This window comes from Streptomyces sp. NPDC059828 (assembly GCF_042731955.1).
Taxonomy (GTDB): domain Bacteria; phylum Actinomycetota; class Actinomycetes; order Streptomycetales; family Streptomycetaceae; genus Streptomyces.
On sequence record NZ_JBHWIW010000003.1, the window covers coordinates 214,514 to 237,242 of the forward strand.

General features: G+C 71.0%; 16 protein-coding genes and 1 pseudogene. 6 read left to right on the plus strand and 11 right to left on the minus strand.

All coding sequences use genetic code 11. The annotated features are described in order from the left end of the window. Nucleotides 1-3: 3 nt before the first annotated feature. The 9 genes and pseudogenes from asnB to ACFV6V_RS03280 all read right to left on the minus strand — a co-directional run bounded on the left by asnB (nt 4) and on the right by ACFV6V_RS03280 (nt 13,158). Complete coding sequence (asnB, locus tag ACFV6V_RS03240) at nt 4-1,938, minus strand: asparagine synthase (glutamine-hydrolyzing) (protein ID WP_385558307.1); 1,935 nt, start codon at nt 1,936-1,938, stop codon at nt 4-6. 2 nt (nt 1,939-1,940) lie between these two features. Next, nucleotides 1,941-3,464 (minus strand): Wzz/FepE/Etk N-terminal domain-containing protein, encoded by a 1,524-nt coding sequence (locus ACFV6V_RS03245; RefSeq protein WP_385558311.1) that lies wholly within the window; start codon nt 3,462-3,464, stop codon nt 1,941-1,943. Continuing rightward, entirely contained in the window at nt 3,461-4,858 is a 1,398-nt protein-coding gene (locus ACFV6V_RS03250; protein WP_385558314.1) for a Wzz/FepE/Etk N-terminal domain-containing protein, read from the minus strand. The genes ACFV6V_RS03245 and ACFV6V_RS03250 overlap by 4 nt, the downstream gene beginning before the upstream one ends. After that, a complete protein-coding gene (locus ACFV6V_RS03255; protein ID WP_385558317.1) occupies nt 4,855-6,120 on the minus strand; it encodes a glycosyltransferase family 4 protein in 1,266 nt (421 codons plus the stop codon). Before ACFV6V_RS03255 ends, ACFV6V_RS03250 begins: the two co-directional genes overlap by 4 nt. Next, a complete protein-coding gene (locus tag ACFV6V_RS03260) occupies nt 6,110-7,441 on the minus strand; it encodes a nucleotide sugar dehydrogenase (RefSeq protein WP_385558320.1) in 1,332 nt (443 codons plus the stop codon). Before ACFV6V_RS03260 ends, ACFV6V_RS03255 begins: the two co-directional genes overlap by 11 nt. Nucleotides 7,442-7,523: 82 nt before the next feature. Beyond that, entirely contained in the window at nt 7,524-9,002 is a 1,479-nt protein-coding gene (locus tag ACFV6V_RS03265; RefSeq protein ID WP_385558323.1) for a sugar transferase, read from the minus strand. Between the two features lie 664 nt (nt 9,003-9,666). After that, a pseudogene (locus tag ACFV6V_RS03270) lies at nt 9,667-9,765 on the minus strand (fasciclin domain-containing protein); the annotation flags it as partial. Nucleotides 9,766-9,990: 225 nt separating this feature from the next. After that, nucleotides 9,991-10,497, minus strand: coding sequence for an SRPBCC family protein (locus ACFV6V_RS03275; RefSeq protein ID WP_385558326.1), 507 nt, complete (start codon nt 10,495-10,497; stop codon nt 9,991-9,993). Nucleotides 10,498-10,758: 261 nt separating this feature from the next. Next, the gene (locus ACFV6V_RS03280; RefSeq protein ID WP_385558329.1) at nt 10,759-13,158 is read right to left on the minus strand and encodes a hypothetical protein; all 2,400 of its coding nucleotides are present in this window, start codon (nt 13,156-13,158) and stop codon (nt 10,759-10,761) included. A gap of 463 nt (nt 13,159-13,621) precedes the next feature. Here ACFV6V_RS03280 and ACFV6V_RS03285 point away from each other — a divergent pair, with 463 nt between their 5' ends. Beyond that, the gene (locus ACFV6V_RS03285) at nt 13,622-14,347 is read left to right on the plus strand and encodes a CDP-alcohol phosphatidyltransferase family protein (protein WP_385558332.1); all 726 of its coding nucleotides are present in this window, start codon (nt 13,622-13,624) and stop codon (nt 14,345-14,347) included. Here ACFV6V_RS03285 and ACFV6V_RS03290 read toward each other — a convergent pair. Then, nucleotides 14,310-14,786, minus strand: coding sequence for an adenylyltransferase/cytidyltransferase family protein (locus tag ACFV6V_RS03290; protein ID WP_385558335.1), 477 nt, complete (start codon nt 14,784-14,786; stop codon nt 14,310-14,312). The two genes, ACFV6V_RS03285 and ACFV6V_RS03290, sit on opposite strands and share 38 nt — an antisense overlap. 254 nt (nt 14,787-15,040) lie before the next feature. Between ACFV6V_RS03290 and ACFV6V_RS03295 the strand changes: the two genes are divergently transcribed. From ACFV6V_RS03295 to ACFV6V_RS03305, 3 genes are read left to right on the plus strand one after another with little or no spacing between them, the layout of a single operon-like run. Continuing rightward, entirely contained in the window at nt 15,041-16,249 is a 1,209-nt protein-coding gene (locus ACFV6V_RS03295; protein WP_385558363.1) for a glycosyltransferase, read from the plus strand. Next, on the plus strand, nt 16,246-17,949 hold the full coding sequence (locus ACFV6V_RS03300) for a lipopolysaccharide biosynthesis protein (protein ID WP_385558337.1): 1,704 nt from the start codon (nt 16,246-16,248) through the stop codon (nt 17,947-17,949). Before ACFV6V_RS03295 ends, ACFV6V_RS03300 begins: the two co-directional genes overlap by 4 nt. After that, entirely contained in the window at nt 17,946-19,310 is a 1,365-nt protein-coding gene (locus ACFV6V_RS03305) for a hypothetical protein (protein ID WP_385558340.1), read from the plus strand. The genes ACFV6V_RS03300 and ACFV6V_RS03305 overlap by 4 nt, the downstream gene beginning before the upstream one ends. Before the next feature lie 27 nt (nt 19,311-19,337). On the opposite strand, the gene ACFV6V_RS03310 is transcribed toward ACFV6V_RS03305, so the two are convergent. After that, a complete protein-coding gene (locus tag ACFV6V_RS03310) occupies nt 19,338-20,846 on the minus strand; it encodes a hypothetical protein (RefSeq protein WP_385558343.1) in 1,509 nt (502 codons plus the stop codon). A gap of 127 nt (nt 20,847-20,973) precedes the next feature. Between ACFV6V_RS03310 and ACFV6V_RS03315 the strand changes: the two genes are divergently transcribed. Then, nucleotides 20,974-21,513 (plus strand): WcaF family extracellular polysaccharide biosynthesis acetyltransferase, encoded by a 540-nt coding sequence (locus ACFV6V_RS03315; protein ID WP_361281752.1) that lies wholly within the window; start codon nt 20,974-20,976, stop codon nt 21,511-21,513. Then, nucleotides 21,510-22,619: a glycosyltransferase gene (locus ACFV6V_RS03320; RefSeq protein WP_385558347.1), complete on the plus strand. Its 1,110-nt coding sequence runs from the start codon at nt 21,510-21,512 to the stop codon at nt 22,617-22,619. Before ACFV6V_RS03315 ends, ACFV6V_RS03320 begins: the two co-directional genes overlap by 4 nt. Nucleotides 22,620-22,729: the final 110 nt, after the last annotated feature.

Genomic DNA, 22,729 nt, shown 5'->3' on the forward strand with positions numbered 1-22,729 from the left:
CTTCTACGCCGCCGAGCGAGCGTTCCGGCCGGACCCGGAGGTCGCGCCGCGGTACCAGTACTCGAGCGTCAGCACATGCCACAGATGCTTGGAGAAGTCCCGCTGTCCGGCGGCGTCCTCGGCGACCATGCGCGCCAGCGCCTCGCGACGCAGGAACCCGGAGTTGACGAGCAAGCCGTCGTTGACCACCTCGCGTACCAGCGGTGCCAGATCCCGGCTCATCCAGGCCCGCAGCGGGGCGCTGAACAGGCCCTTGGGCCGGTACACGATCTCCCGGGGCAGGACCGTAGTGGCCGCCTCCTTGAGGACGGCCTTGCCCTGCCGTCCGACGATCTTGCGATCACCGGGCACGGTGAACGCCGCCTTGACCACCTCGACATCGACGTACGGCACCCGCACCTCGGTCGACGCGGCCATGCTCGACCGGTCCGTGTAGGCGAGGTTCAGGCCCGGCAGGAACATCCGGGCGTCGCCCAGGCACATGCGGTTGACGAAGTCGTCGAGGTCGTTGTCCTGGTAGATCTCCGTGTGCTCGGTCAGCACGTCCTCGACCGTCCCGGCCAGGTCCGGATCGACCAGGGCGAGCAGCTCGGCCTGGTCGTACATGGTGTAACTGCGCCGGAACGCGGTTTCCTCCGGCAGACCGGCGAAGGAGAGGAACCGCTTCGCGAAGCGCACCGACCGGTACCCGCGGCGGCTCGTCGCGACCGGCAGCCGGTCCACGGCCGCGGACAGGCCGCGCCGCAGGGGCCGCGGGACGCGCTGGTAGCGCAGCGCGATCAGGTTGGCCAGATGCTTGCGGTACCCGGCGAACAGCTCGTCGGCGCCCATCCCCGAGAGCATCACCTTCACCCCGGCCTCCCGGGCGGCCGAGCAGATCAGGAACGTGTTGATCGCGGCGGGGTCGCCGATCGGCTCGTCCAGGTCGTATGTCATCCGCGGCAGCAGGTCGAGCACGTCCGGAGCGATCTCGATCTCCCGCAGATCGACGCCGAACCGCTCGGCCACCTGCCGGGCATAGCGCAGGTCGTCCGGCATCGCCTCGAACCTGGCGTCCTCGGCGCGGAACCCGATCGTGTAGGCGGAGATCCCGGGCTGGTGGCGGGCCGCGAGCGCGGTCAGATAGCTGGAGTCGAGACCGCCGGAAAGGAAGGTGGCCACCGGGACGTCGGAGAGCATGTGCCGCCGGGTCGACTCCTCGACGACGGCGGTCAGGTCCGGCCGCTCGCCGCTGCGGATCCGCTCCCGGCCCTCGGCGGCGACCTCCTTGAGGTGCCAGAACCGGCCGCGCTCCACCCGGCCGTCGGGCCGGTACCGCAGCCAGCTCCCCGGCGGCAGCTTCTCCGCCTCGCGGAACGCGCACCGGGAGTCCGGCACCCAGTAGTACAGCAGTGAGGCCACCAGCGCCGCATGGTCCACCTCCAGCGAGCCGCCGGTCACGGCGGCGAGCGCCTTGAGTTCGGAGGCGAACACCAGACCCTCGCCGCGCCGGAGCAGGAACAGCGGCTTGATGCCGAGCTGGTCGCGGGCGAGCACCAGTTCACCCGTCCGCTCGTCGAAGATCCCGAACGCGAACATGCCGCGCAGCCGCGGCAGGCAGCCGGTGCCCCAGCGCCGCCAGGCCTCCAGGAGCACCTCGGTGTCGGAGGTACCGCGGAAGCGCACCCCGGCGGCCGCCAGCTCGGCGCGCAGCTCGGGCGCGTTGTACAGCTCGCCGTTGTACGTCAGGACGAGGCCGTCGGACACCATCGGCTGGGCGCCGGTCTCCGACAGGTCGATGATGGCCAGCCGGCGGTGCCCGAGATGCACTTCGCCGTCACCGACGGCATGGCTGTACCGGCCCGCCCCGTCCGGACCGCGGTGGGCGAGGGTGTCGGTGAGCCGGTCGGCCACGGCCTTCCCGTCCGGCCACCGGTACGTACCTGCGATGCCACACATGTCTAGCGCGCCTCCTGGTCGGTGTCCGGGACGCGTGCCGTCCGTACCGGTGTCTGCTCCGCCCGTCGCCGGCGGCCCGTGCCGCTCTCCCGGGCCATCCGTTCGCTGTGGCCGCGCAGCGCGGTATGCAGCCCGTCCCACAGGGTGCCGTCGGTCCGGTCGCGCGGATCGGGGTCGATCAGCACCACACCGATCACCGGGATGTGCTGGTCCGCGAGCTGCCGCGCCACGGTGTGCAGCCACGCCGCACTCGCGTGCCCGGCACGCACGACGAGCACGGTCTGAGTGCCGAGGTACTGCAGGTCGGACCATGCCGAACCGGGCGCCACCGAGCCGACGCCCAGCCGGTGTTCCTGATGCGACACGTCCGCGGCACGCTCGCCGCCGACCACCGGCGGATCTCCCGGCTTCGGCTTGCGGCCCGAGAGCTGTGTGCCGGGCAGACCGTCGATGACGGCCACCGGCCCCTCGGCCGCCAGTGCCCTGCCGAGATCCAGGGCGATCACGCTGGCGCTGCGGGCACAGCCCAGTTCCAGCAGCGACACCGGATCCGCGGAGCCGCGCACGGTGCGGGCCAGGGTCGTGGTGAGCCGTTTCCGTGCCGCCCGGATCCGTCGGCGCCCCCACAGCCACGGCGGCCGGCGGGGCAGCTCGGCGATGACCGAGGCGCCGAGGTTCGCCGCGATCTCCCGGCGCAGCACGGGGCGGTCGGCGACCACCGCGCCGACCGCGGCCACCGCGAGCCCGAGGACGAGCCCGAGGACCAGCCCGATCACGGCGTCGGTGGCGGCGGTCCTGGGCAGCGAGTAGCGCACCGCGCGCGGTGCGTCCACGATCTGGGTGCCGGCGATGAGCTGGGGCGTACCGACGCGTGCTTCCGCGGCGCGCTGGCCGAAGTCGGTGATCCGCGAGGTGAGTTCGGCCCGGCGGGCGTAGAGCGACTGCCGGTCGGCCGACGCGCTCGGCCCCGCTTCCTTCAGTTTGTCCCCGATCGCCTTGTTGACCTTGGCGAGTTCGTCCCGCATACGGTCACGCTGGTCGAGCAGGGCCTTGGAGTCGGCGTTCGCGGCCTGCTTTATCCGCCGCACATGGTCCGCGACGAACGCGTCGGCCAGCGCCTTGCCGCGGACCACCGCCTCCGCGTCGCTGTCACCTGTCACCGTGATCTGCAGCAGGTTGTTGGTCAGGCCGGTCCCGTCGTAGTCCTGCATGAAGTCCTCCGGCTTCGCAGGGGAGCCGAGGGATTTCAGGGCCTCACCGGCGATCCGCGTGGTGTGCAGCAGCGCGACGTCGGTGCGGATCAGCGTTCCGGGGTCGTTCGGCTGGTCCCCCTGATGCGCCACCAGCACTTTGGCCGTCGCTGTCGGCGGCGGTGGCAGCAGGACCGCCACGGCCGCGCCGGCGAGGAGCCCGAACAATGCCAGGGAGCACCAGAGCCGGCGCCGCCTGCGCACCGCCACCACCAGCGCCTGCAGGTCCAGCAGCGGAGCGGCGGCCGGCGGCTCCGAACTCGTGTGCGTCGTCACTGCGAACCCCCCGTCGCGTCGGCGCCGGACGGGTGCGCCCGTACGGCGGCATCCCGGGGACGGCCGGCGGAGCGCGCCGGACGGTCCCGGACCGTACCGGCGAGGACGATGCCCACGATCTCCTGCTTCGCGTCCGCACATGCCTCGGCGATGCCGGTCAGTTCCCCTGCGGTCCAGCTGCCCGCGCTGAGCACGACCAGGGCACCGGACTCGTCTCCGCGGTCCGGAACCAGCGGGCGGGACACGGGGACCTCCACCATCCGAAGCGCGAGGTTCCCCCCGCCCGACGAGCTCTCGGAAGGACCGTTCCCGGCCTCGGCGACGAGCTGTCCGGCGGCCCGGCGGGCGATGTCGTCGCCGTCCGGGACGACGACCAGCAGCCGCCGGGGGCCCGGCAACCGGTCCTGGAGGCGGGCGCACATCCGCCGGTAGCGGATCTGCCGGCCGGCCTCGTCGCCGGACGTCCGCGGAGCCGGCATGTCCCACCTGACGTCGGCGCCGAGCAGCCGGCGGATCCGGGCCCGCGGGCCACGGCCTTCCGGCCGGCGTGCGCGCCGGTCACCCGGTACGTCGACGGTGCCGAGCAGCGCCGCGCCCAGCGCCGCGGCGATCTCCGGTTCGGTCCGCAGCCGGCGGCTCATCCGTGCGGCGGTGAGATGGCCGATGACCGCGAGCAGGAAGAACAGCAGTGCCCCGCCGGCGATGAGCTGCGTTCTCGTCGGCGGAGCCTCGCCGGTCGGCCGGGCCGCCGGTCCCATGACGACCATGCTGGCCTTGCCGGCGGCCGGGTCGGCCTGGTCCAGCTTGTGAATGGCCTGCTGCAGCGAGGTACGCAGCTTTTCGAGCTCGGTGCGGGTCTGGACGCTCTCCACGGTCTGCCCCGGATCGGCCGCGTCGGCCAGTTCGGTGATCCGGCGGCTGGTCTGCACCACCATCTGCTGCAGTTCCTCCAGCTGCGCCGACGCCTCGGGGTCGGAGCCGGCGTCCACGATCCGCGCGGCGAACGTGACGAACTGCTGGGCCACCTGGTCGGCGAGCTGCTGTGCGCGCCGCGGGGTGTCGGCCGTGCCCGAGATCTTGATGATGTTCCCGTCGGAAGCCTTCGCGCTCACCCGGGTCTGCAGCTCGCTGCCGCTGACCCCGGGCCAGCCGAGCGTGGCGGCCGCACGGTCGACCACCACCGAACTGGTCGCGATCTCCGTCTGGGTCAGCAGCTCGCGCTCCTCCCACGCCCCCGGCAGCAGCACCGACGCGGACGTCGTGTAGCGCGGCGGGAACAGCAAGGAGGTGCCGTAGCCGAAGAGCGCACCCACCACGGCGAGGATGGTGAGGAGCCGCCGGCGCCGACGGATAATCCGCCCGATCGTGACCAGGCGTATCGTGTCATCGCTCAACGGCGCGGCCTCCTCCCCGCCCGGTGCGGGGTGCCCGTGGACGCCGGAGCGTGGTCTCGGCAGGCAGCGGCGTAGGCGGCGAGCAGCGATGCTTGCGAGTTCCGCCAGGAGAGCGGCCCGCTGATCCGCTCCTGGCCGATCTTGCCCATCCGGGCCCGCTTCTCCGGATCGTCCAGCAGCAGCGCGATGAGCTTGGCGAACTCGGCCTCGTCGTTGGCGGGTGCGTAGACGGCGGCGTCACCGGCGGAGACCCGCGCCTCCCGAAGGTCGAACGAGACGATCGGCCGGCCCATCACCATGTACTCCAGGACCTTGTTCATGGTCGACACGTCGTTGAGCGGATTGCGCGGGTCGGGGGAGAGGCACACGTCCGCTGTGGACAGGTAGCGCACCAGGTCGGCATCCGGAATGCGCCCGGTGAACTGCACCTGCTCCGAGAGCCCGAGCCGCCGGGACAGCTCCACCATCGCGTCGAAGGTGTCGCCGGCGCCGACGAACACCGCATGCCAGTCGGTCCGCCCGAACTCGTCGCGCAGCTTCGCGAGGGTCCGCAAGGCGTAGTCGACTCCGTCCTGCGGGCCCATGACGCCGAGGTAGCACAGCAGATGAGGCTTGCCGCGCTTCAGCTCCGGCTCGGGCGGCACGGGGTGGAACCGGTCGACGTCGGGTGCGCTGCGCACCACGAAGACGTCCGCCGGCCGCCGACCGCCACGGCGCACCGCGACGTCGCGATAGCTCTCGTTCGTGGCGAGCACGATGTCCGCGGCCCGGTAGGTCAGCCGTTCCAGCGCGCACACGGCGCGGTAGAGCAGGTCCTCGCCGCGGCCGAACCGGGAGAGGTACAGCTCGGGTACCAGGTCGTGCTGGTCGAAAACGAACCGCGCTCCGCGCCGCTTCAGCCACAGTGCCGGCAGGAACAGCAGGTCGGGCGGGTTGCAGGCATGGACCACGTCGACCGGGCCGACTTTCCGGGCCAGCCGGACCGTATGCCACAACGCCGATCCGTACTCCCGCAGATAGCCGGCCGGCCCTCCGGTGGCCGCGCGCAACGGGTAGCGGTGGATCCGCACCCCGTCGATCTCCGCTTCCGATTCCGTGTCCCGTTTGTTCCCCTGGGGACAGATGACGTGCACCTTCCAGCCCGCGTCGCGCAGCGTTGTGCACTCCTGCCACACCCGCCGGTCGAACGGCACCGATAAGTTCTCCACCAGGATCAGCGCGCGCCGATTCGGCCGGTCGCTGCTGGTCGCGTCACCAAGCAAGGCCCACGTACCCCGGTTCGGCCCGGCGCGCCTCGGCGTCGGGAAGGCGGATGAGGTCGACGATCACCGGGCCGTCGGCGCCGCCGCGGGGCAGCGCCGACAGCACGGCCGGATCCCTGGTCCCGACGAGGCACACCTCAGCGTGCTCGAGCACCTCGTCGACGGAATCCGCGAGCAGCTGCGCGAGGTGGGGCAGCCGGGTCTCGATGTACTCGCGGTTCGCGCCGAGCAGTCGGGAGAGGCTCACGTTGGCGTCGTAGATCCGCAGGTCGTACCCCTTGCCGAAGAGCCTCTCCGCCAGCTCGACGAGCGGGCTCTCGCGGAGGTCGTCGGTGCCGGGTTTGAAGGACAACCCGAACAGGCCCGCCCGGCGCTTGCCAGTGCGCTCGACCAGCTCCACCGCGCGCTGCAGATGGTCGGAGTTGGAGGGCAGCACGTGGGCGAGGATGGGTACCGAGACGTCGGCCCGCCGTGCCGCGTGGACCAGGCTGCGCAGGTCCTTGGGCAGGCAGGAGCCACCGAAGGCGAAGCCGGGCCGCAGGTAGGCGGGGCTGATGTTCAGCTTGCGGTCCGCCAGGAACACGTCCATCACCTGGTGCGAGTCCACCCCGAGCGCCTGGCACACCGCGCCCAGCTCGTTGGCGAAGCCGATCTTGAGGCCGTGGAACGCGTTGTCCGCGTATTTGATCGCCTCGGCCGTGGGGACCGGTACCCGGAACACCTCGCTGGGCAAGCCGTCGTACAGCGCCGTCACCACGTCGCCGCTCGCCGGGTCGAGCTCGCCGATGACGGTCTTGGGCGGATCGAAGAAGTCCCGCACGCTCGTGCCCTCGCGCAGGAACTCCGGGTTGACCGCGACCCCGACATCCACCCCGGCCGTGCCGCCGACGTACTTCTCCAGGATCGGTACCAGCAGGTTCAGGCAGGTGCCCGGCAGCATGGTGCTGCGGAACACGACGGTGTGCCGCCCACTGCGCCCACTGCGATCCGCCAGCACGGTGCCGATCTGCTCGGTGACCCGCTCCAAGTACGTGGTGCACAGGCTGCCGTTGGGCTCCGACGGCGTGCCCACGCAGACCAGCGACACCTCGCTGTCCATGACCGCCTCGCGGACGTCGCCGGTAGCGCGTAACGCTCCCGTCCGCACGACCTCGGCGACGAGCTCGCCGATCCGCTCTTCGACCACGGGGGCCTTGCCGTTGTTGACCAGGTCGACCTTCACCTGGTTCACATCCACCCCGATGACCTCGTGACCCATGCTGGCCAGGCACGCGGCCGACACACAGCCCACGTAGCCGAGCCCGAAAACGCTGACCTTCATGACCCGTTCCCCTCCCGAGGCAGGCCCTCACGGCCTGCGGTCCGCACGCCGGCCGGCCGGTTGAGCCGCACCCCCCCGCGCATCAGTAGGCCCCCTGTCCGTGGAGCACCGCACGCAGCGTCTTCCACAAGATCACTGTGTCCAGGGCGAGTGACCAGTCCTCCACGTACCGCAGGTCCAGCCGGACCGCCTCCTCCCACGACAGGTCGCTGCGTCCGCTGATCTGCCACAGGCCGGTGAGTCCGGGCTTGACCAGCAGTCGCCGCCGGATGTCCGGGCCGTACGCAGCGCACTCCTCCGGTAGCGGAGGCCGGGGACCGACGAGCGACATCGATCCGGTGAGCACGTTGAAGAGCTGAGGGAGTTCGTCGATCGAGTACCGGCGCAGCACTGCTCCCACCCGGGTCACCCGCGGATCCCTGCGGAGCTTGAACAGCAGGCCGGCGCCCTCGTTTCGGTCGGCCAACTCGGCACGCGCCCCGTCAGCCCCGGCGACCATGGTGCGGAACTTGAGAATGGTGAACTCGCGGCCGTCCTTGCCGACCCTGCGCTGGCGGTAGAACGCCCCACCCCGACTGTCCACGAGCACGAGCAGCCCGACGAACACCATCAGTGGCGCGAAGAGCATCAGCAGAATCGCCGCGCCCATCCGGTCGACGACCGCTTTGACCGCCCGGCGGCCTCCGGTGAAGGTCGGCATGCTGACCCGCAGCAGCGGGATCCCGAGCACCGCGTCGACGTGCAGTCGCGGGCCGGCCACCTCCATCAGCACGGGCGCCACGACCATCTCGGCGTCGCTGCCCTCGAGGTTCCAGGCCAGCCGCTGCAACCGGTCCGGTGACCAGTGCGGGTCCGCTGTGACCGCGACGACACGGTAGCCGTCGCGGCGGACGTGGTTGGCGACATCCGCCAGCCGGCCGACGACCGGCACTCCGTCCAGTCGGTCATCGTCGAGCCCGAGACCGTCCGTTGTGCACACCGCGTCCACCCGCCAGCCGAGGTGGGGGGACTTGCGGGTCCGGGTGATCAAATCGCCCACGGTGGCCGGGCTCCCCGCAGCGAGCACCGGTCGCAGGCACCGGCCTTCCTTCCGCTGTTTGTACAGCCAGAGGCGCAGCAGATACCGCGTGGTCATGGTGACGAGCGCGATCGCGGGGATCGCGACGAAGATCCAGAGTTTGATGTTCTGCGAGGTGAGGGCGATCCCACCGAGCGCCAGCACGACGGTCGCCGTGAACAGTGAGCGTCCGAGCCGCCGGAATTCCTCGGCGCCCTGGCCGAGCACGGCCGGAGCCCACGACCGGCTCACCGCAAGCGCCCCCAGCACCAGCAACTCGGTGCCGAAGGCGAGAATTCGCCATTTCTCGTGCCAGTTGGCCGCGTCACGGGCCCCGAAGAAGTTGCCGATCGCCGCCACCACGAAAGCGGTGGCCACGATATCGCTCGTGATCACGGTACGGCGGTACCGCTGCTCCCAGTCGATCGCGGGCTGACTGATTGCCCCGTTCGCCAGTCGCCCGCGCGCTGACGGTAACGGGCTGACTAATCCCCCTTGCCGCACAGAACCCCCCAGGTCCCCAGTGGTACGACGTGTTCGCTTGACGCTGTTCCTCGGCGCCGGGAGGCCCCGCTCCCCGCGCCGCGCTGTTCCTCCCCGCGGAAGGATCCCGTCCCCCGGCGCACGACATCCGGGGTATTTCCGAGCTACGTGAACAACCCACCCTGGCGGCAGCAGACTCGCATGACCTGCCAGGCTCTCGAGGTGCGCTGGAACCCGTCGAAACCCCGGGTGCTCCCCGCACCCAAGGCCCCTTCTCGGGCTCCAGGAATTGATCCCCCGCGACTGGCGCCGGGGACGCGACTGCTGACTTTCCGTAGCGCCGGACCACTAGATCATTAACGGTCGACTCGTGTTCGAACAGCTGAAGCACGATCAATCTAGACCATCGAGACCGGTATGTAGAGAGGATGTGTGCAACTTGTGCTCGATCTTTGAGTCCGGGTCCAGCGACCGGTGACCGCCTGCGGGTACCTTGACGCCGCCGCGCGCTCCAGCGGCTCGCCAGGCCCCCCGGACGCGGCTTCCACGCGGTAGTGATCCGGGTGAGCAGGGCGCCGTGGATGCGGCGGGCCTCCGCTGGGCCCCGGTTCGGCAACGGCTTCCCACCGCTCGTGCACGACGGCGTGCCGCTGTGGGGTGCCCGGGGCGGCGTGGCGAACGACCCCCGCTTGGGCATGAGGACGATGTGGACGGTGGCGTTGGCGGTGGGAACGTCGCCGCAGACGACGTTGGAGGTGTCGTTGACGGTGTATTCCGCGCCGGTGTGCATCCGGCCGGACTGCTCGAGCGCGCCGGTGGCCGTAGCCGTCGAAGGCGACCTCACCAACGCCACCGCCATCGGACTCACTGTCGAACCCGACGGGGGCTCCCCCAACCGACCATGACGCCTTGATGCTGCTCAAGCTGCCTGCCTGACCAGGTCACCAGCGGACCGCGAAGCGGGCACATTCCGTGGAGGTCGACAGCGCGGTGCGGTCACGGGGTGTGGTCACCCCGCAGGGGTCTCCAGCTCCCGCTTGAGGTTGCGCAGCGTTGCATCGATGTTGCGGGCCTGGAAGTCAGCGAAGGTACTGCCTGCGGTGACGACCCGGTCGAAGGCATTGGCCACGAAGGCGGGCCACGCCCGCCGGTCATCGGTCCAGGTCTCCGTGACCCGCGTGGCATCACCGGCCGACTCGAACCGGTACTCCCAGGTGGCGATCGGGCCGGGCAGCAGCGGGCGGTTGAGCCCGATGGCGTGGACGCGGAACGCGAAGCGACGGCCGGGATCGGCCGCCGTGACCGTGCACCGTGTGACCCAGCGGAACCGTCCACGTTCGTTGCGCCCGACGAACGTCGTGCCCAGCACGGCGGGTCCGTCCTCCGTCCCGACCGTCGTGCCCAGATTCTCCGGACTCCAACGGCCCATGTCGGCCGGACGGCTTACGGCCCGGTAGGCGACATCGGGCGGGACGTCGACCACGATGCTGCTGCTCACACCGAACACACGGGCCATGCCAGTGCCCTCCATCAGGCTGTGAAGCTACTGCTCGGTAGTCATCATGGCATGCGACGGGATCAGGGTGTGGCACCGCGGGTACGCACCAGGGCGCGGGGGTGCGCGCCAAGCGCGGCCGCCTCGCCGGTGCCGATGACACGGCGCCCACCTTGTGTCAGGGCCCCGGCCGGAGCGGGCTGCCTCGATCAGACCGCTGCCCGGCCACACACCACCCCGGCGCGGGCACCCGAGCCACGGCCGACTGCTCTGCCCTCCCGGCTACCCCGTGAAGTTCTTGTTGCTGATGTACTTCCCCAAGGATCCGTCGGGCCTCACCTCCCAGACGCCCCTGATGTATTCGGGACTGATCCCGCCGGGGAAGGCGATTTCGTCCTCGTGGGAGTAGGGACTGTCGGGGCCGAACGTCTTGTTGATGTCGATACCGCCAGGCGCGTCGATGTCGTAGACGTACTTGGCACCCCACTTGCTCGCGAACTCCACATTGTTGGTGGTGCCGACGAAGGCGGAGTTCTCGCTGTGGTTCACATAGCTGTCGAGGTCGGGGTTGTTCGGATCCCACGGCGCGAAGCCTTGGTTGAAGATGACGCTCGGCGGGCGGGTGTCATTGCGGTAGAGCTGTTCACGAGTGTCACGCCAGGTCACATGACCCTTGCCCTCGATACTCTCCTGAATGTCCTCCACGTCCACGTCCGGGTCGATCGCCACCTCCGGATGAGGATTGGGTTCGGGCCCGTCCGCCTTGTCGGTGTCGGTGTCGGTGTCGCTGTCCTTGTCGTGGTCGTTGTCCTGCTGTGTCGCATCCGAGCAGGCGGCGGCGTTGCCGACCTGCTGGAGGGCGTCGAAGCCGGAGACCATGGCACTGCTGGCGGCCATGGCGGCGGCGGCCAGGGCCTCGAGAGCTGACTGCGTTTGCGCCAGGCCGGCGCCACCAGCCCCATCGCCGGGGCCGACGGCCAGGACGACCCGGTCGCCGGAGCCGAAGCCACTGGCGTGGAGGCCGTTGGCATCGCAGTTCTTGTCAGCCTCGGACTGCTCGCGATCCTTGGAGTCCTCGGGGTCGGGGTCGTCGGGCGGTGTCGGCTCCGCGCTGGGCCGGTCATCCGAGTGGGAACCTCCGGACCTACCGCCCGATGAACCGCCGCTGCCGCTGCCGCTGCCGCTGCCGCTGCCGCTGCCGCTGCCGCCGGAGCTGGATGAGCCGCCATTGCTGCCGCCGGATGAGCCCCCGGAACTCGTGCCACCGATGAGGCCACCGATCAGGCCGCCGTCGATGCCGCCGTTGGTTCCGCCCGATGAACCGCCCGATGAGCCGCCGTTGCTTCCGCCTGAATGGGCGCCGCCGGAACTCGAGCCGCCCGAGGTGCCGCCGTTGTTTCCGCCGCCTGAGTGGGAGCCGCCGGACGAGCTGCCGGACCCACCGGAGTGGGAACTGCTGCCGCCGCTCGACCCGCCGGAATCCGACCCCCCGGAGTCCGACCCGCCGCTATTGCCACCAGAGGTGGTGCCGCCGTTGTCGGCTCCGGTTGATCCTCCCGAGCTGGTTCCGCCGCCGGTGGTGCCGCCGTCGTGGCCGCCGTTGCTTCCACCTGTATCGCCGCCGGTCGAACCACCGGAGCCGCCTGAGTCCGACCCGCCGCTCGTCCCACCAGCGTCGCCGCCGGACGTGCCACGGGAGGTCGTTCCGCCGTCGGTGCTCCCGCCGTCGTGGCCGCCGTCACCTCCACCTGTGTCGCCGCTGGTCGAACCCCCGGAGCTGGTGCCGTCGGAGCCCCCCGAAGCCGACCCGCCGCTCGCACCACCGTTGTCGCCGCCGGTCGAACCACCGGAACCAGAGCCAGCGGAACCAGAGCCAGCGGAAGTGGAGCCGCCCGAGGGAGCACCACCGGAATCGGCCCCTCCTGAACTCGTACCGCCAGAAGCCGTGCCGGCCGAGTTCGAGCCTCCGTCCGTTCCTCCATCGGCGCCGCCGGTCGAACCACCCGAATCGGTACCACCGTTGGCCGTGCTCGCCGTACCCCCGCCGTTCCCACCGACCGTTCCGCCCGTCTCACACGGCGAGTCGGTGACGGTGCAGACCGCGTTGTGGAGCCCATCGGCGACGTGACGTGATACGCCACCGGTCACCAGGGCCAGGACGATCAGCGTGACGATCATGATCAGGCCCAGGTACTCCACGGCCGTCTGTCCCCGCTCGCCTCGCCGGAAGAGCATGCGCGCGAGGGAGAAGCGGGAGAGCGCTTCACGAAGCTCGCGCCAGTTCCGTCCCCGTACCCGCACTCCGAACCATGTCCGGCTCTCCGGCCTGGTGAGGAACGCCAGGGTCAGCACCGGCAGGATCAGCTGGCTCAGGCCCAGCAACGACCCGGCGGCGAGGTTGAGCAGGCTGCCCGCGACCAGCCATGTCTGTAAGCCGACCAGACCGCCCCAGTCTCGTCTGCCGCCCCTGGGGATGCGCCATAAGAGCACCCAGGACAGGACGCCAGGCGCGGCTGCGTACAACGCCAGTCCGAACAGCCCCGGAGTCATCGTCTCGTCGGCGGCGGCTGAGCCGATCACCCCCAAGGCGCCCACCACCGTGAACGCGAACAGCACATGCAGCAGAATGCGTACGGCCTTGAGCGGGGACGGCCCTGTGCTGCGGTCGCTCGAGCACGGCATCGGGACACCGGTGTGCGTGACGTCGCTGGTAGACGTGTGGAGCCCGGGCCGCGACAAGCGACTCACCAACCTCTCGGGAGCGCACGTGAACGTGACTGGTGCCCACACGCCATGCGTGCGTCCCCCGGGAGCCCATCAGCCACGCTAAGCCTGCCCCCGGGCCCAGAGAAGGGCCCCAGGGCCCACCGTGGGCCCAAGCCGGGTCCGGTGTGAAGGTCGAATGGCGGCAGTGCCGGCCTTCGCCAGGCGCTGGGACCGGTACCCGCGTGCCGACGGTCCCGTCGAGGCGGTCTGGGGGAAGTACGCGCTTGCTCCCGGCCTGCGGGGACCCCGGCCGCGAGCCGGGTGCGGCGTCACCCCCGGTTTCCGGTCAGTTTTCCGGTGGTTCGTCTTTGCAGGTCCCCACCTGTGATGATGTGGGGCGGGGGAGTCACTGGTGGGGTCATGAGGTCCGGGGGGATCGATGAGCAGCACGGTTACGGATACGTCGGCGCTGACACGGCTGAAGTCGGCGCAGAAGAGTGCAAAAGGGGTGTCGCTGTACTCGCGGTTCGTGAACCGGCCCGCGGGGAGGTATCTCGCGGCCGGGGCCTACCGGATGGGGCTCACGCCCAACCAGGTCACCTTGATCAGTGCGGGCTTCAGTTTCGCGGCGGTTCTGGTGGTGGCGTTCGCGCAGCCCACCTGGGCGGTGGGTTTCCTGGTGTGGCTCGGCCTCGCGGTCGGGTTCGCGTTCGACTCGGCCGATGGGCAGCTGGCACGGCTGCGCGGCGGGGGGAGCGCGGCGGGGGAGTGGCTTGATCATGTGGTGGACTGCGCCAAGCTCACCGCGCTGCACACCGCGGTGCTGATCGCCTTCTACCGGCACCCCGGGCACTTCGGGACCGCGGCCGACGGCTGGCTGCTGGTGCCGCTCGGTTTCCAGCTCGCCGCCGTCGTCACGTTCTTCGGGGGGCTGCTCACCGAGAAGCTCAAGCCCAAGGCGGGGCCGGGGCAGGGGGCCGGGCCGTCCACGGTGCGGGCGGTGGCGTTGCTGCCCGTGGACCACGGGGTGTTCTGCCTGGTCTTCCTGCTGCTCGGCGGCGGCGCCTTCCGATGGGTCTACACCGGGCTCGCCGTCGCCGCCGCGCTCTTCCTCGTGGCCTTCCTCGCTAAATGGTTCCGGGAGCTGTCCGCAGTTCTTCGGTGAGGCGCGGTGTGTCGAGGGCGTCGAGCGCGCGTCGCAGCTGGGTGCTCGACGTGTGGACGGTGTACGGGAAGTAGACGACGTCCACGCCCACGGCGGCGAAGTCCCGCTCCAGCCGCTGTCCCTTCGGCGTGTCCCGCCAGTCGTCGCCCTTGAAGAGCACGTCGAAGCGGACCTGCTTCCACGTCTCCACCTTGTCCGGCACGGTCTCGACGAACGCGGCGTCCACGTACTGGATGCTGCGGACGATCTCCAGTCGTTCGACCAGCGGGATCATCGGGCGCCTGCCCTTGGCCCGTTCGGCCATCTCGTCCGAGACCACCCCGGCCACCAGGTAGTCGCACTGGGCGCGGGCGTGGCGCAGGATGTTCAGGTGCCCGATGTGGAAGAGATCGTAGGCGCCCGGTGCGTAGCCCACGCGGTACCGCTTGCTCGATGGCACAAATGCCCCCCTTGTTCGATGGTGTCCCCCCGCGCGCATCTGTTGACAGGAGCGCGCAGAATTTGACGATAGCGTTCATGCTCGGTGCAAGGAGAGTGAACAATTGGGTGCGTCCTGGTTCACTTTCGAGCAGCGCATGGGATTCGGGGGTCCCGTGAGACGTGAACACACTGGGGAGGCCGCTGGTGCGGCTGGGGGAAAGGTTTCGTCGAGTGACACAGACCAACGACGAGGACACCAGGCGGCGGCTGCTGTTGGTGTCCACCAACTACGCTCCCGAGCACACCGGCATCGGCCCGTACGCCACCGGCATCGCCGAGCACTGGGCGAGCCGCGGGCATGACACACACGTGCTCGCCGGGCTTCCGCACTACCCGTCCTGGCGGCTCGATCCCGCCTACCGCAAGGTGTGGCGGACCACTGAGCGACGAGCCAGTGTCACGGTGCACCGACGCCGGCACAGTGTCCCCCCGCGGCAGAGCGCCCTGCGCCGAGGCTTGTTCGAGGGTTCGATACTCGCCCACGGTCTTGTCGCCCCGCCCAGGACCGGCCGGCTCGACGCGGTGCTCGCCCAGCTGCCCAGCCTCGCCGGGGGAGTGCTCGGCGCACGGATCGCCGCCCGGCACCGCGCCCCGTACGTGCCCGTCGTCCAGGACCTCATGGGCGCCGCCGCGGCGCAGTCCGGGATCAAGGGCGGCGGTGGCCGTGCCGCCGAGCTGGCCGAGCGGGCAGAGTCTTGGGTGCTGCGGCGGGCGACCCTCGTCGGTGTCATCCATGAGACGTTCGTCGAGCGCGTACGGGCCATGGGGGTGGACCCCGGACGCATACGGCTGGTGCCCAACTGGTCGCACATACAGGCACCGTCGGGGCCACGTGCCCGTACCCGGGAGCGTCTCGGCTGGGGTCCGGAGCGGACCGTCGTCCTGCACTCGGGCAACATGGGCCTCAAGCAGGGGCTTGAGGTGCTGGTCGAGGCGGCCCGTCGCGATCCGGCGACCCGGATCGTGCTGATGGGCGACGGCAACCAGCGCGAGCACCTCGCCCGGATGGCAGGGGGGCTGCCCAACCTGGAATTCCTGCCTCCGGTTCCCGACGCGGACTTCCCCGATGTGCTCGCCGCGGCCGATGTGCTCACCGTGACCCAGCGTGCCTCCGTACTCGACATGAGTGTGCCCTCCAAGCTGACCTCCTACTTCGCGGCCGGCCGTCCGGTGGTCGCCTCCGTCGCCGCGGAAGGCGGAACGGCCCGCGAGGTGTTGCGATCCGGTGCCGGAATGCTCGTGGAACCAGAAGATCCGGATCAGTTTCTGTCCGCGGTGCGTAGACTCGCCCGAGATCCGGGAATGGCGGACGAGCTGGGGGCGGCGGGACCGCGTCATGTGGCGGCTCATCTGTCACGGGAAGCGGGTCTCGCGCGGATCGACGCGCTGATCGATGAGGCTATGGGGGGCCCTGGAAGGTGAGCCAGACACACGTCACGATCCGGGCGGAGGACGAGCCGGAGCAGCTGCGGGAGCAGTTCCGCCAACTGCTGCGCTATCGCTGGCTGATCGCAGGAGGCGTCGGCGTAGGGCTGCTGGCCGGTGCCTGGCTCGGTATCACCGGCGCCGACAGCTACGCGGCCACCACTGACGTCGTGCTGCGCGCCCCCTCCAGTGACCCCTTCAACCCGGCCCTGTCGATCGACAAGGCGGTCAACATGGGGTCCGAGCGTCAGACGGCGCTCAGCCGCAAGGTCGCCGAGAGGGCCGCGAAGAAACTGGGCATGGACGAGGACGAGGTCGAACAGCTCCAGGGCGGGCTCCAGGTCACCACCCCGCCGCAGACCCTCGTGCTCCACTTCACCTACAACGCCTCCGATCCCGAGGCGGCGTCGCAGCGCGCCAACGCGCTGACACAGGCGTACATCGCCCTGCGCAAGGAGCAGTACGAATCGGTCCGCGCGGCGAACGTCAAGGGCCTCCAGGACCAGCTGAATCCCCTGGGCAAGCAGAACGACGAACTCTCCGACCGGCTCAAGAGGCTGCCCGAAGGCGCCGCCGCCGACTCCGCCTACGCACTGCAGGTCAACCTGCTCAACCGCATCACCGAGCTCCGCTCCAAGATCACCAGCCTGAAGGCGCTCGACATGACGCCCGGCAACGTGATCCGCGACGCGACCGTGCCCGGCGCCTCCGACGGCCCGGGCATGCCGCTGGCGCTCGGCCTGGGCGGCCTGGTCGGTGTCGGCCTCGGACTGCTCGGGGCCTGGGTGCGGCTGGTGTTCGACCCCGCGCCGCGTTCGGCCGGGGACGTGGCCCGTGCGGTGCGCGGCCCCGTGCTGGGCGCGCTGCCACGCGGGTCGGCCGGTGCCCTGGTGGTCGGCCGTACGGACTCCCGGGCGGCTGAGGAGTACCGCTCCATCGCCTTCCGGCTCGCCTACGACGACCGGTTCGCGGACCGCAGGCGCGTGCTCGTCGTCGCGCCGCGAGGCTCCATGGAGTCGAGCGTGGCCATGGCGGTCAACCTCGCCGCGTCCTTCGCGGAGACCGGAAAGAACGTGCTGCTCGTCGAGGCCGATCTGCGCACCCCGTCCCTGTCCGAACGGCTCGACGTGTCCGCCGCGTCCCGACCCCGCTGGAGCCGTAGCGGCGGGTACGCCGAGCCCACCGACGGAGAGTGGCCCGGCCGTGGCCGCCTCGTGGTCGACGCCGGTGAGTCCGGGGCCTTCGGCCTCGTGCCCGGTGAGCGCGTGCGCAACGTCCCCCGCGCACTGACCTCCCCCCAGGTCACCCAGCTGATCGCCGAAGCCGACGATCCCGATGCCACCGTCGTGGTCGTGGCCCCGCCCGTACTCGCGTACGCGGACGCCCTCGCGCTCGTCGACCGCGTCGACGGTGTGCTCATCGTCTGCGACCCGCGCACCGTGCACCGGGCCGACCTCGTCCGCATCCGCGAGCTGATCGTCGGCGCGGGCGGCACCGTGCTCGGCGCGGTGACGCACACCGAGTCGCGGCGTGCGGCCGATTCCGCCGCACCCGCCGGCAACCGGCGCCGCAAGGGCGGGAGTCCGGCCGGCCGTCCCGTCCCGCCTCCCGGCGCCCGCCTCGAGCCGGAGCTCGACCCGGACGCCGATCCCAGCAGCACGATGGCGCTGCGCACCGTACGCTCGGGAGACATGTGACCGCGCCCGGCGGCGAGCCCGGGGCGTCCGACCCGATACCTGATCAGCCTGGGGCAACCGGCCCGCCGCCCGCGCAGACGGAGTCTGCCGACCCGGCGCCCGCACCGCGGCGTTCGGCGGCCGTGGTCGCCTCGGTGCTCGACCAGGCGGCGTCCAGCCTCACCAACATCGCCGTCCTGGTGATCGCCGCCCGGGTCTCCACCGCCCACGGGTTCGCCGTCTTCTCGATGGTCTATCTGACCTTCACGGTGCTGCTCGGCCTCAACATGGCGTACGTCGGCCAGGCCGTGGTCCTCACCCGAGGAGGCGCGGCGGCCACCGGGGTCGCGTGCCGGTCCGCGGTCTCCTTCACCGCGCTGGCCGCCACCGCGGCCGGCGCCCTGCTCGCCGTGGCCGGCGCGGCGACCGCCGCCCTCGGCGGGGGCTTGACCGGACCGGGCGGAGCCTTCCTCGCCCTGGGACTCGTACTGCCACTGGTGCTGGTCCAGGACGCACTCCGGTACGCGTTCTCGACCCTGCGGCGCCCCGGCCTCGCGTTGGCCGCCGACAGCCTGCGCCTGCTGTGCGTGGTGCCCGCGCTGCTGTTCCAGCCGCAGCACACCGCCCCGGGTCTGCTCGTGGCCGTCTGGGGACTGTCGGCCGTGCCCGCGCTGCTGATCGGCCTGCGACTGCTGTGGCCGCACGTGCGCGGCGCCCGGGCCGACCTGCGGCCGTATGTGCGCCGCGGGCACCTCGGACAGCGCTTCGTGGTCGAATTCGCCGTGGGCAACGCCTCCAGTCAACTCGCCGTGCTGGGCCTCGGACTGTTCGCGGCTCCGCTGGCGGTCGGAGCGCTGCGCGGTGCCACCACCCTCTTCGGCCCGCTGAACGTGCTGTTCAACTCGGTCAACGCGTTCGGCCCGCCGCTGCTGGGCCGTCTCGGCGGCCGTCGGGCCACCGCCCGCGCCGCGGCCGTGCTCGGCCTGCTGCTCTGTGGCGTGGGCCTCGCCTGGGGACTGGTGCTCTACGCCCTTCCCGACGGCGTGGGACGCGGACTCCTCGGCGACACATGGCAGTCGGCGGCCGCGCTGCTGCCCGCCACGGGCGCCCAGTACGCGGTGATGGGCCTGGGCACCTGTGCCCTGGTGACGCTCCGGGTGCTCAGCCCCCGCGCCACCCTGTCGGTGCAGGTGCTGTTCTCGCTGCTCTCGGTCGTCCTCATGCTGGGCGGATACCTGCTGACCGGGTCGGCCCTGGGCGCGGCCTGGGGGCTGGCCGCGGGCTCCGCGCTCAAGGCGGTGGCGGCCTGGACCCGTGTCGCGCGGCTGCCCGCCGTGGAACGGCCTGCGGTCACGTCCGCTCCAGCGGTCCCCGCCGGCTGAAAGCCGGCAGCCACCCCCGGTCACCGATCAGCGCAGCCCGCCCGCCCGGTCCTGCCGGAACGTGGTGATCAGTGCGATGCAGCATGCCGCGATCGCCACGCGCCCCGACGCCTGCAACAGCGGTCCGCGCAGCAGGATGAAGGAGTATCCCGCGACCAGCGGCACCGTCAGCGCGATCAGACTGCCCGGTGGTGCCCGGCGCACCGCCCGCCGCGCACACCGGCGGTCGACCCGCGCCGCCGTGTACCCCAGGCCCACGAACCCCGCCGCCATACCGGCGGGGCCGAAGTCGATCCAGAGCTCGGCCCACACCGGCGAGGAGAGGTTGGTGTTGGTGGTCCCCATCCACTCGCCGACCAGCACACCCGTGTCCATCGGCTTGTCCGCCCAGATGGACCGGGGCACCGCGAACAGCGCCGCACCCGTCAGCTGGCGGCCGTAGGTGTGCCCGCGCCCGGAGCGCACGTAGGTGATGGTGTTGGCGAACATGCCGACCTGGTCGTAGTCCTTGATGGTCAGCGGTTCCAGAGGGGACGTGGTCTCCAGCGGACGGTAGTTGTCGTCGTCGTAGCGGAACCGGTCCGAGAACGGGAAGACGATCAGGGCCACGATCACGCCCAGGCTCAGCGCGACCCGGTAGAACGCGGCACTCACCGGGAAGACGGTGAACAGCAGCGAGAAGAGGACGGTCAGGAACCAGAACCGCGGGTTGGAGATCGGGTTGTTGACCACCCCGTTCAGCCCCGCCAGCGCCAGCCAGGTGACGATGATCATCACGGAACGGCGAGCGTGCCGCGAGGTGACCAGCCACCGTGTGTACGCCAGCCAGGCGATCAGCGCGGGCACGGTGCCGAAGCCGCGCACGATGGCCTGGCCCGCCTGCGAGTCCGCCTGGGAGAGCCCCGCGTCCTGGACGCTGCTGATGATCTCCTGGCGGCTGGTGAAGAAGACCGCGGGACCGCCCAGTTTCACCACGAGGAGGGCCGAGCCCACGAAGGCGACGAGCGTCAGCAGATACAGGCGGCGGCGGTGCACCAGTGCCGTGCGCGGACTCCCGTCCCGCGCACGCCCCTGCCGCTGGCGGGCCAGCAGCGAGCCGACGTCGAAGGCGACGCAGCCGACCAGGACGAGCAGGACGGCCTCGGCCAGATCGGTACGCGCCCCCACCACCGGGGTCGGTGTGCGGCCGAGCACGGCCTGGACGAGCGGTGCCACCCCCATCGCCATGTAGACGAACAGCCAGAACGAACCCGCGAGCAGCTTGCGGCGGCTGGTGAGGATCATCGCCGACAGCCGTAGCCCCGAGTACACCGTGAGCGTCAGCTGCATCCACAACGCCGTGTCGTACAGGCCCGTGCCCGGCTGGACGAGCACCAGCAGCGGTAGGAACACCGAGAACCCGAGCACGAGCGGGACCGAGAGCGCGCGAGAGAGCAGTGTGCGCGGCGAGAACCGCGGCATCGTGGTGTGCTCCTGCGCATCCGGCTCCGGTGCGGAGGGCGCCGCTGCGGCGCTCCGCTCCGTGTGCTGTGTCATGGCGCCCCGCCCCCGCCCCCGATAGAGATCCCCGCCGCAGTGTACTGACGGCCTGCCTGGGATGAACGCCCAGCTATTACAGTGTGGCGAAGTTGCGTCCTGGAGGACGCCGTTGGGGGGTGGATCGATGCGTGATCTCCCGGCCTTCACACTGGCCGGATACGACAAGGGACGTAGCAGAATCGTTCAGGCACTGTGGTTCGCGGTGATGAACACGGTCTTCATGGCGTGGTTCACACCGGCGCGGGTCAGGACGGCGCTGCTGCGCGCCTTCGGTGCCGAGATCGGGACCGGAGTGCTCATCCGGCACCGTGTGCGCGTGCTGTGGCCGTGGAAACTGACCGTCGGCGACCACACCTGGATCGGCGAGGGGGCGTGGATCCTCAACCTGGAGCCGGTCACCATCGGCGCCCATGTGTGCGTGTCGCAGGAGGCGCTGCTGTGCACCGGCAGCCATGACCACCGCGCTGCCGACTTCCGGTACCGCAACGCGCCGATCACCGTGGACGACGGCGCCTGGATCGCCACCCGCGCCACCGTCCTGGCCGGGGCGAAGGTCGGCCGCTGCGCAGTCGTCGGCGCCGGGGCGGTACTCCACAAGGACCTGCCGGAACTGACCCTGCACACTGCCGACAACCGGCGCAGGCCTGTCGAGGAGCCGGCATGAGAGTGCTGCACGCGGTCACCCTTCACAGTCCCACGCACGCCTTCGGCGGCCCGGTACGCGTCGCCCTCAACCTCTGCCGGGGACTTCGGGAACGGGGTCACGACGCGCGTCTCACCGCGCTCGCCGACGGCTTCCCGAGCCCACTGCCCGAGGAGATCGAGGATGTGCCCGCCCGGCTGTACCAGGCGCGCAGGGTCCTGCCGCTGGGCTTCAGCGGCCTGACCTCGCCCTCGCTCCTGGCCGGCGCGCATCGCCTCGTGCGGAGCGCCGATGTCGTCCATGTGCATCTGGCCCGGGACCTGGTGACCCTGCCGGTGGCGCTCGCCGCGCTGCGTGCCGGGCGTCCCCTGATCCTCCAGACACACGGCATGGTGGACCCGAGCGAGCGGCTGTCGGCCCGGCTGCTCGACGCGGTCGCGGTGCGCCGGGTGCTGAACGGCGCGCGTGCGGTGCTGCATCTCACCAGCCGCGAGCTCCGGGACCTGAACGCGGTGGTGGGCGGGGCCGGGCTCGACCGCGCCGTCCGCCTGGTCAACGGCGTGCCCGCACAGCCCGAAGGACCCGCTCCGCAGGGACCCCCGCGCATCCTGTACGCGGCCCGTCTGCAGGCCCGCAAGCGCCCCGTCGACCTGGTGGACGCGGCGCCCGCGATCCTCGCCCGGTATCCGGATGCGACCCTCGTCGTGGCCGGGCCCGACGAGGGCGAACTCGCCGCGGTCCGGAAGCGGATCGACGAGCTGGGACTCGCGGGAAGGGTGAGCTGCCCGGGGCCGCTCACCGGGACACAGATGACCGGGGAACTGCGCCGGGCACACGTCTATGTACTGCCCTCGGTCGACGAGCCGTTTCCGATGTCGGTCCTGGAGGCGATGGCCGTGGGGACCCCGGTCGTGGTGACCGACTCCAACGGCCTCGCCCGCGATGTGGACCGTTCCGGGGCCGGTCGCGTCGTGACCGGCCCGGACGGGATCGCCCCGGCGGTACTCGACCTGCTGGATCCGTCCGCGCGCCGGACCGCGTCCGCCGCGGCCCGCAAGCTCACCGACGGGACGTTCTCGATGGACGCGGTCCTCGGCACGCTGCTGGATGTGTACGAGCGGGCATGAGCGCTCCCCGGCAGGGGGTGCGGGTGGCCCGTGGCCGGTGAGGTCATGTCCGGACGGGCGGACCTCACACCGTTACGACGACTCCCCCCTGGCTCAGCCAGGGGGGAGTC

What these genes read in the sequence shown, in the direction of transcription:
- ACFV6V_RS03260 (WP_385558320.1), bottom strand. Translation starts at nt 7,441, where the DNA reads ATGAAGGTCAGCGTTTTCGGGCTCGGCTACGTGGGCTGTGTGTCGGCC.
- asnB (WP_385558307.1), bottom strand. Translation starts at nt 1,938, where the DNA reads ATGTGTGGCATCGCAGGTACGTACCGGTGGCCGGACGGGAAGGCCGTG.
- ACFV6V_RS03280 (WP_385558329.1), bottom strand. Translation starts at nt 13,158, where the DNA reads ATGCCGTGCTCGAGCGACCGCAGCACAGGGCCGTCCCCGCTCAAGGCC.
- ACFV6V_RS03310 (WP_385558343.1), bottom strand. Translation starts at nt 20,846, where the DNA reads ATGACACAGCACACGGAGCGGAGCGCCGCAGCGGCGCCCTCCGCACCG.
- ACFV6V_RS03275 (WP_385558326.1), bottom strand. Translation starts at nt 10,497, where the DNA reads ATGGCCCGTGTGTTCGGTGTGAGCAGCAGCATCGTGGTCGACGTCCCG.
- ACFV6V_RS03320 (WP_385558347.1), top strand. Translation starts at nt 21,510, where the DNA reads ATGAGAGTGCTGCACGCGGTCACCCTTCACAGTCCCACGCACGCCTTC.
- ACFV6V_RS03315 (WP_361281752.1), top strand. Translation starts at nt 20,974, where the DNA reads ATGCGTGATCTCCCGGCCTTCACACTGGCCGGATACGACAAGGGACGT.
- ACFV6V_RS03285 (WP_385558332.1), top strand. Translation starts at nt 13,622, where the DNA reads ATGAGCAGCACGGTTACGGATACGTCGGCGCTGACACGGCTGAAGTCG.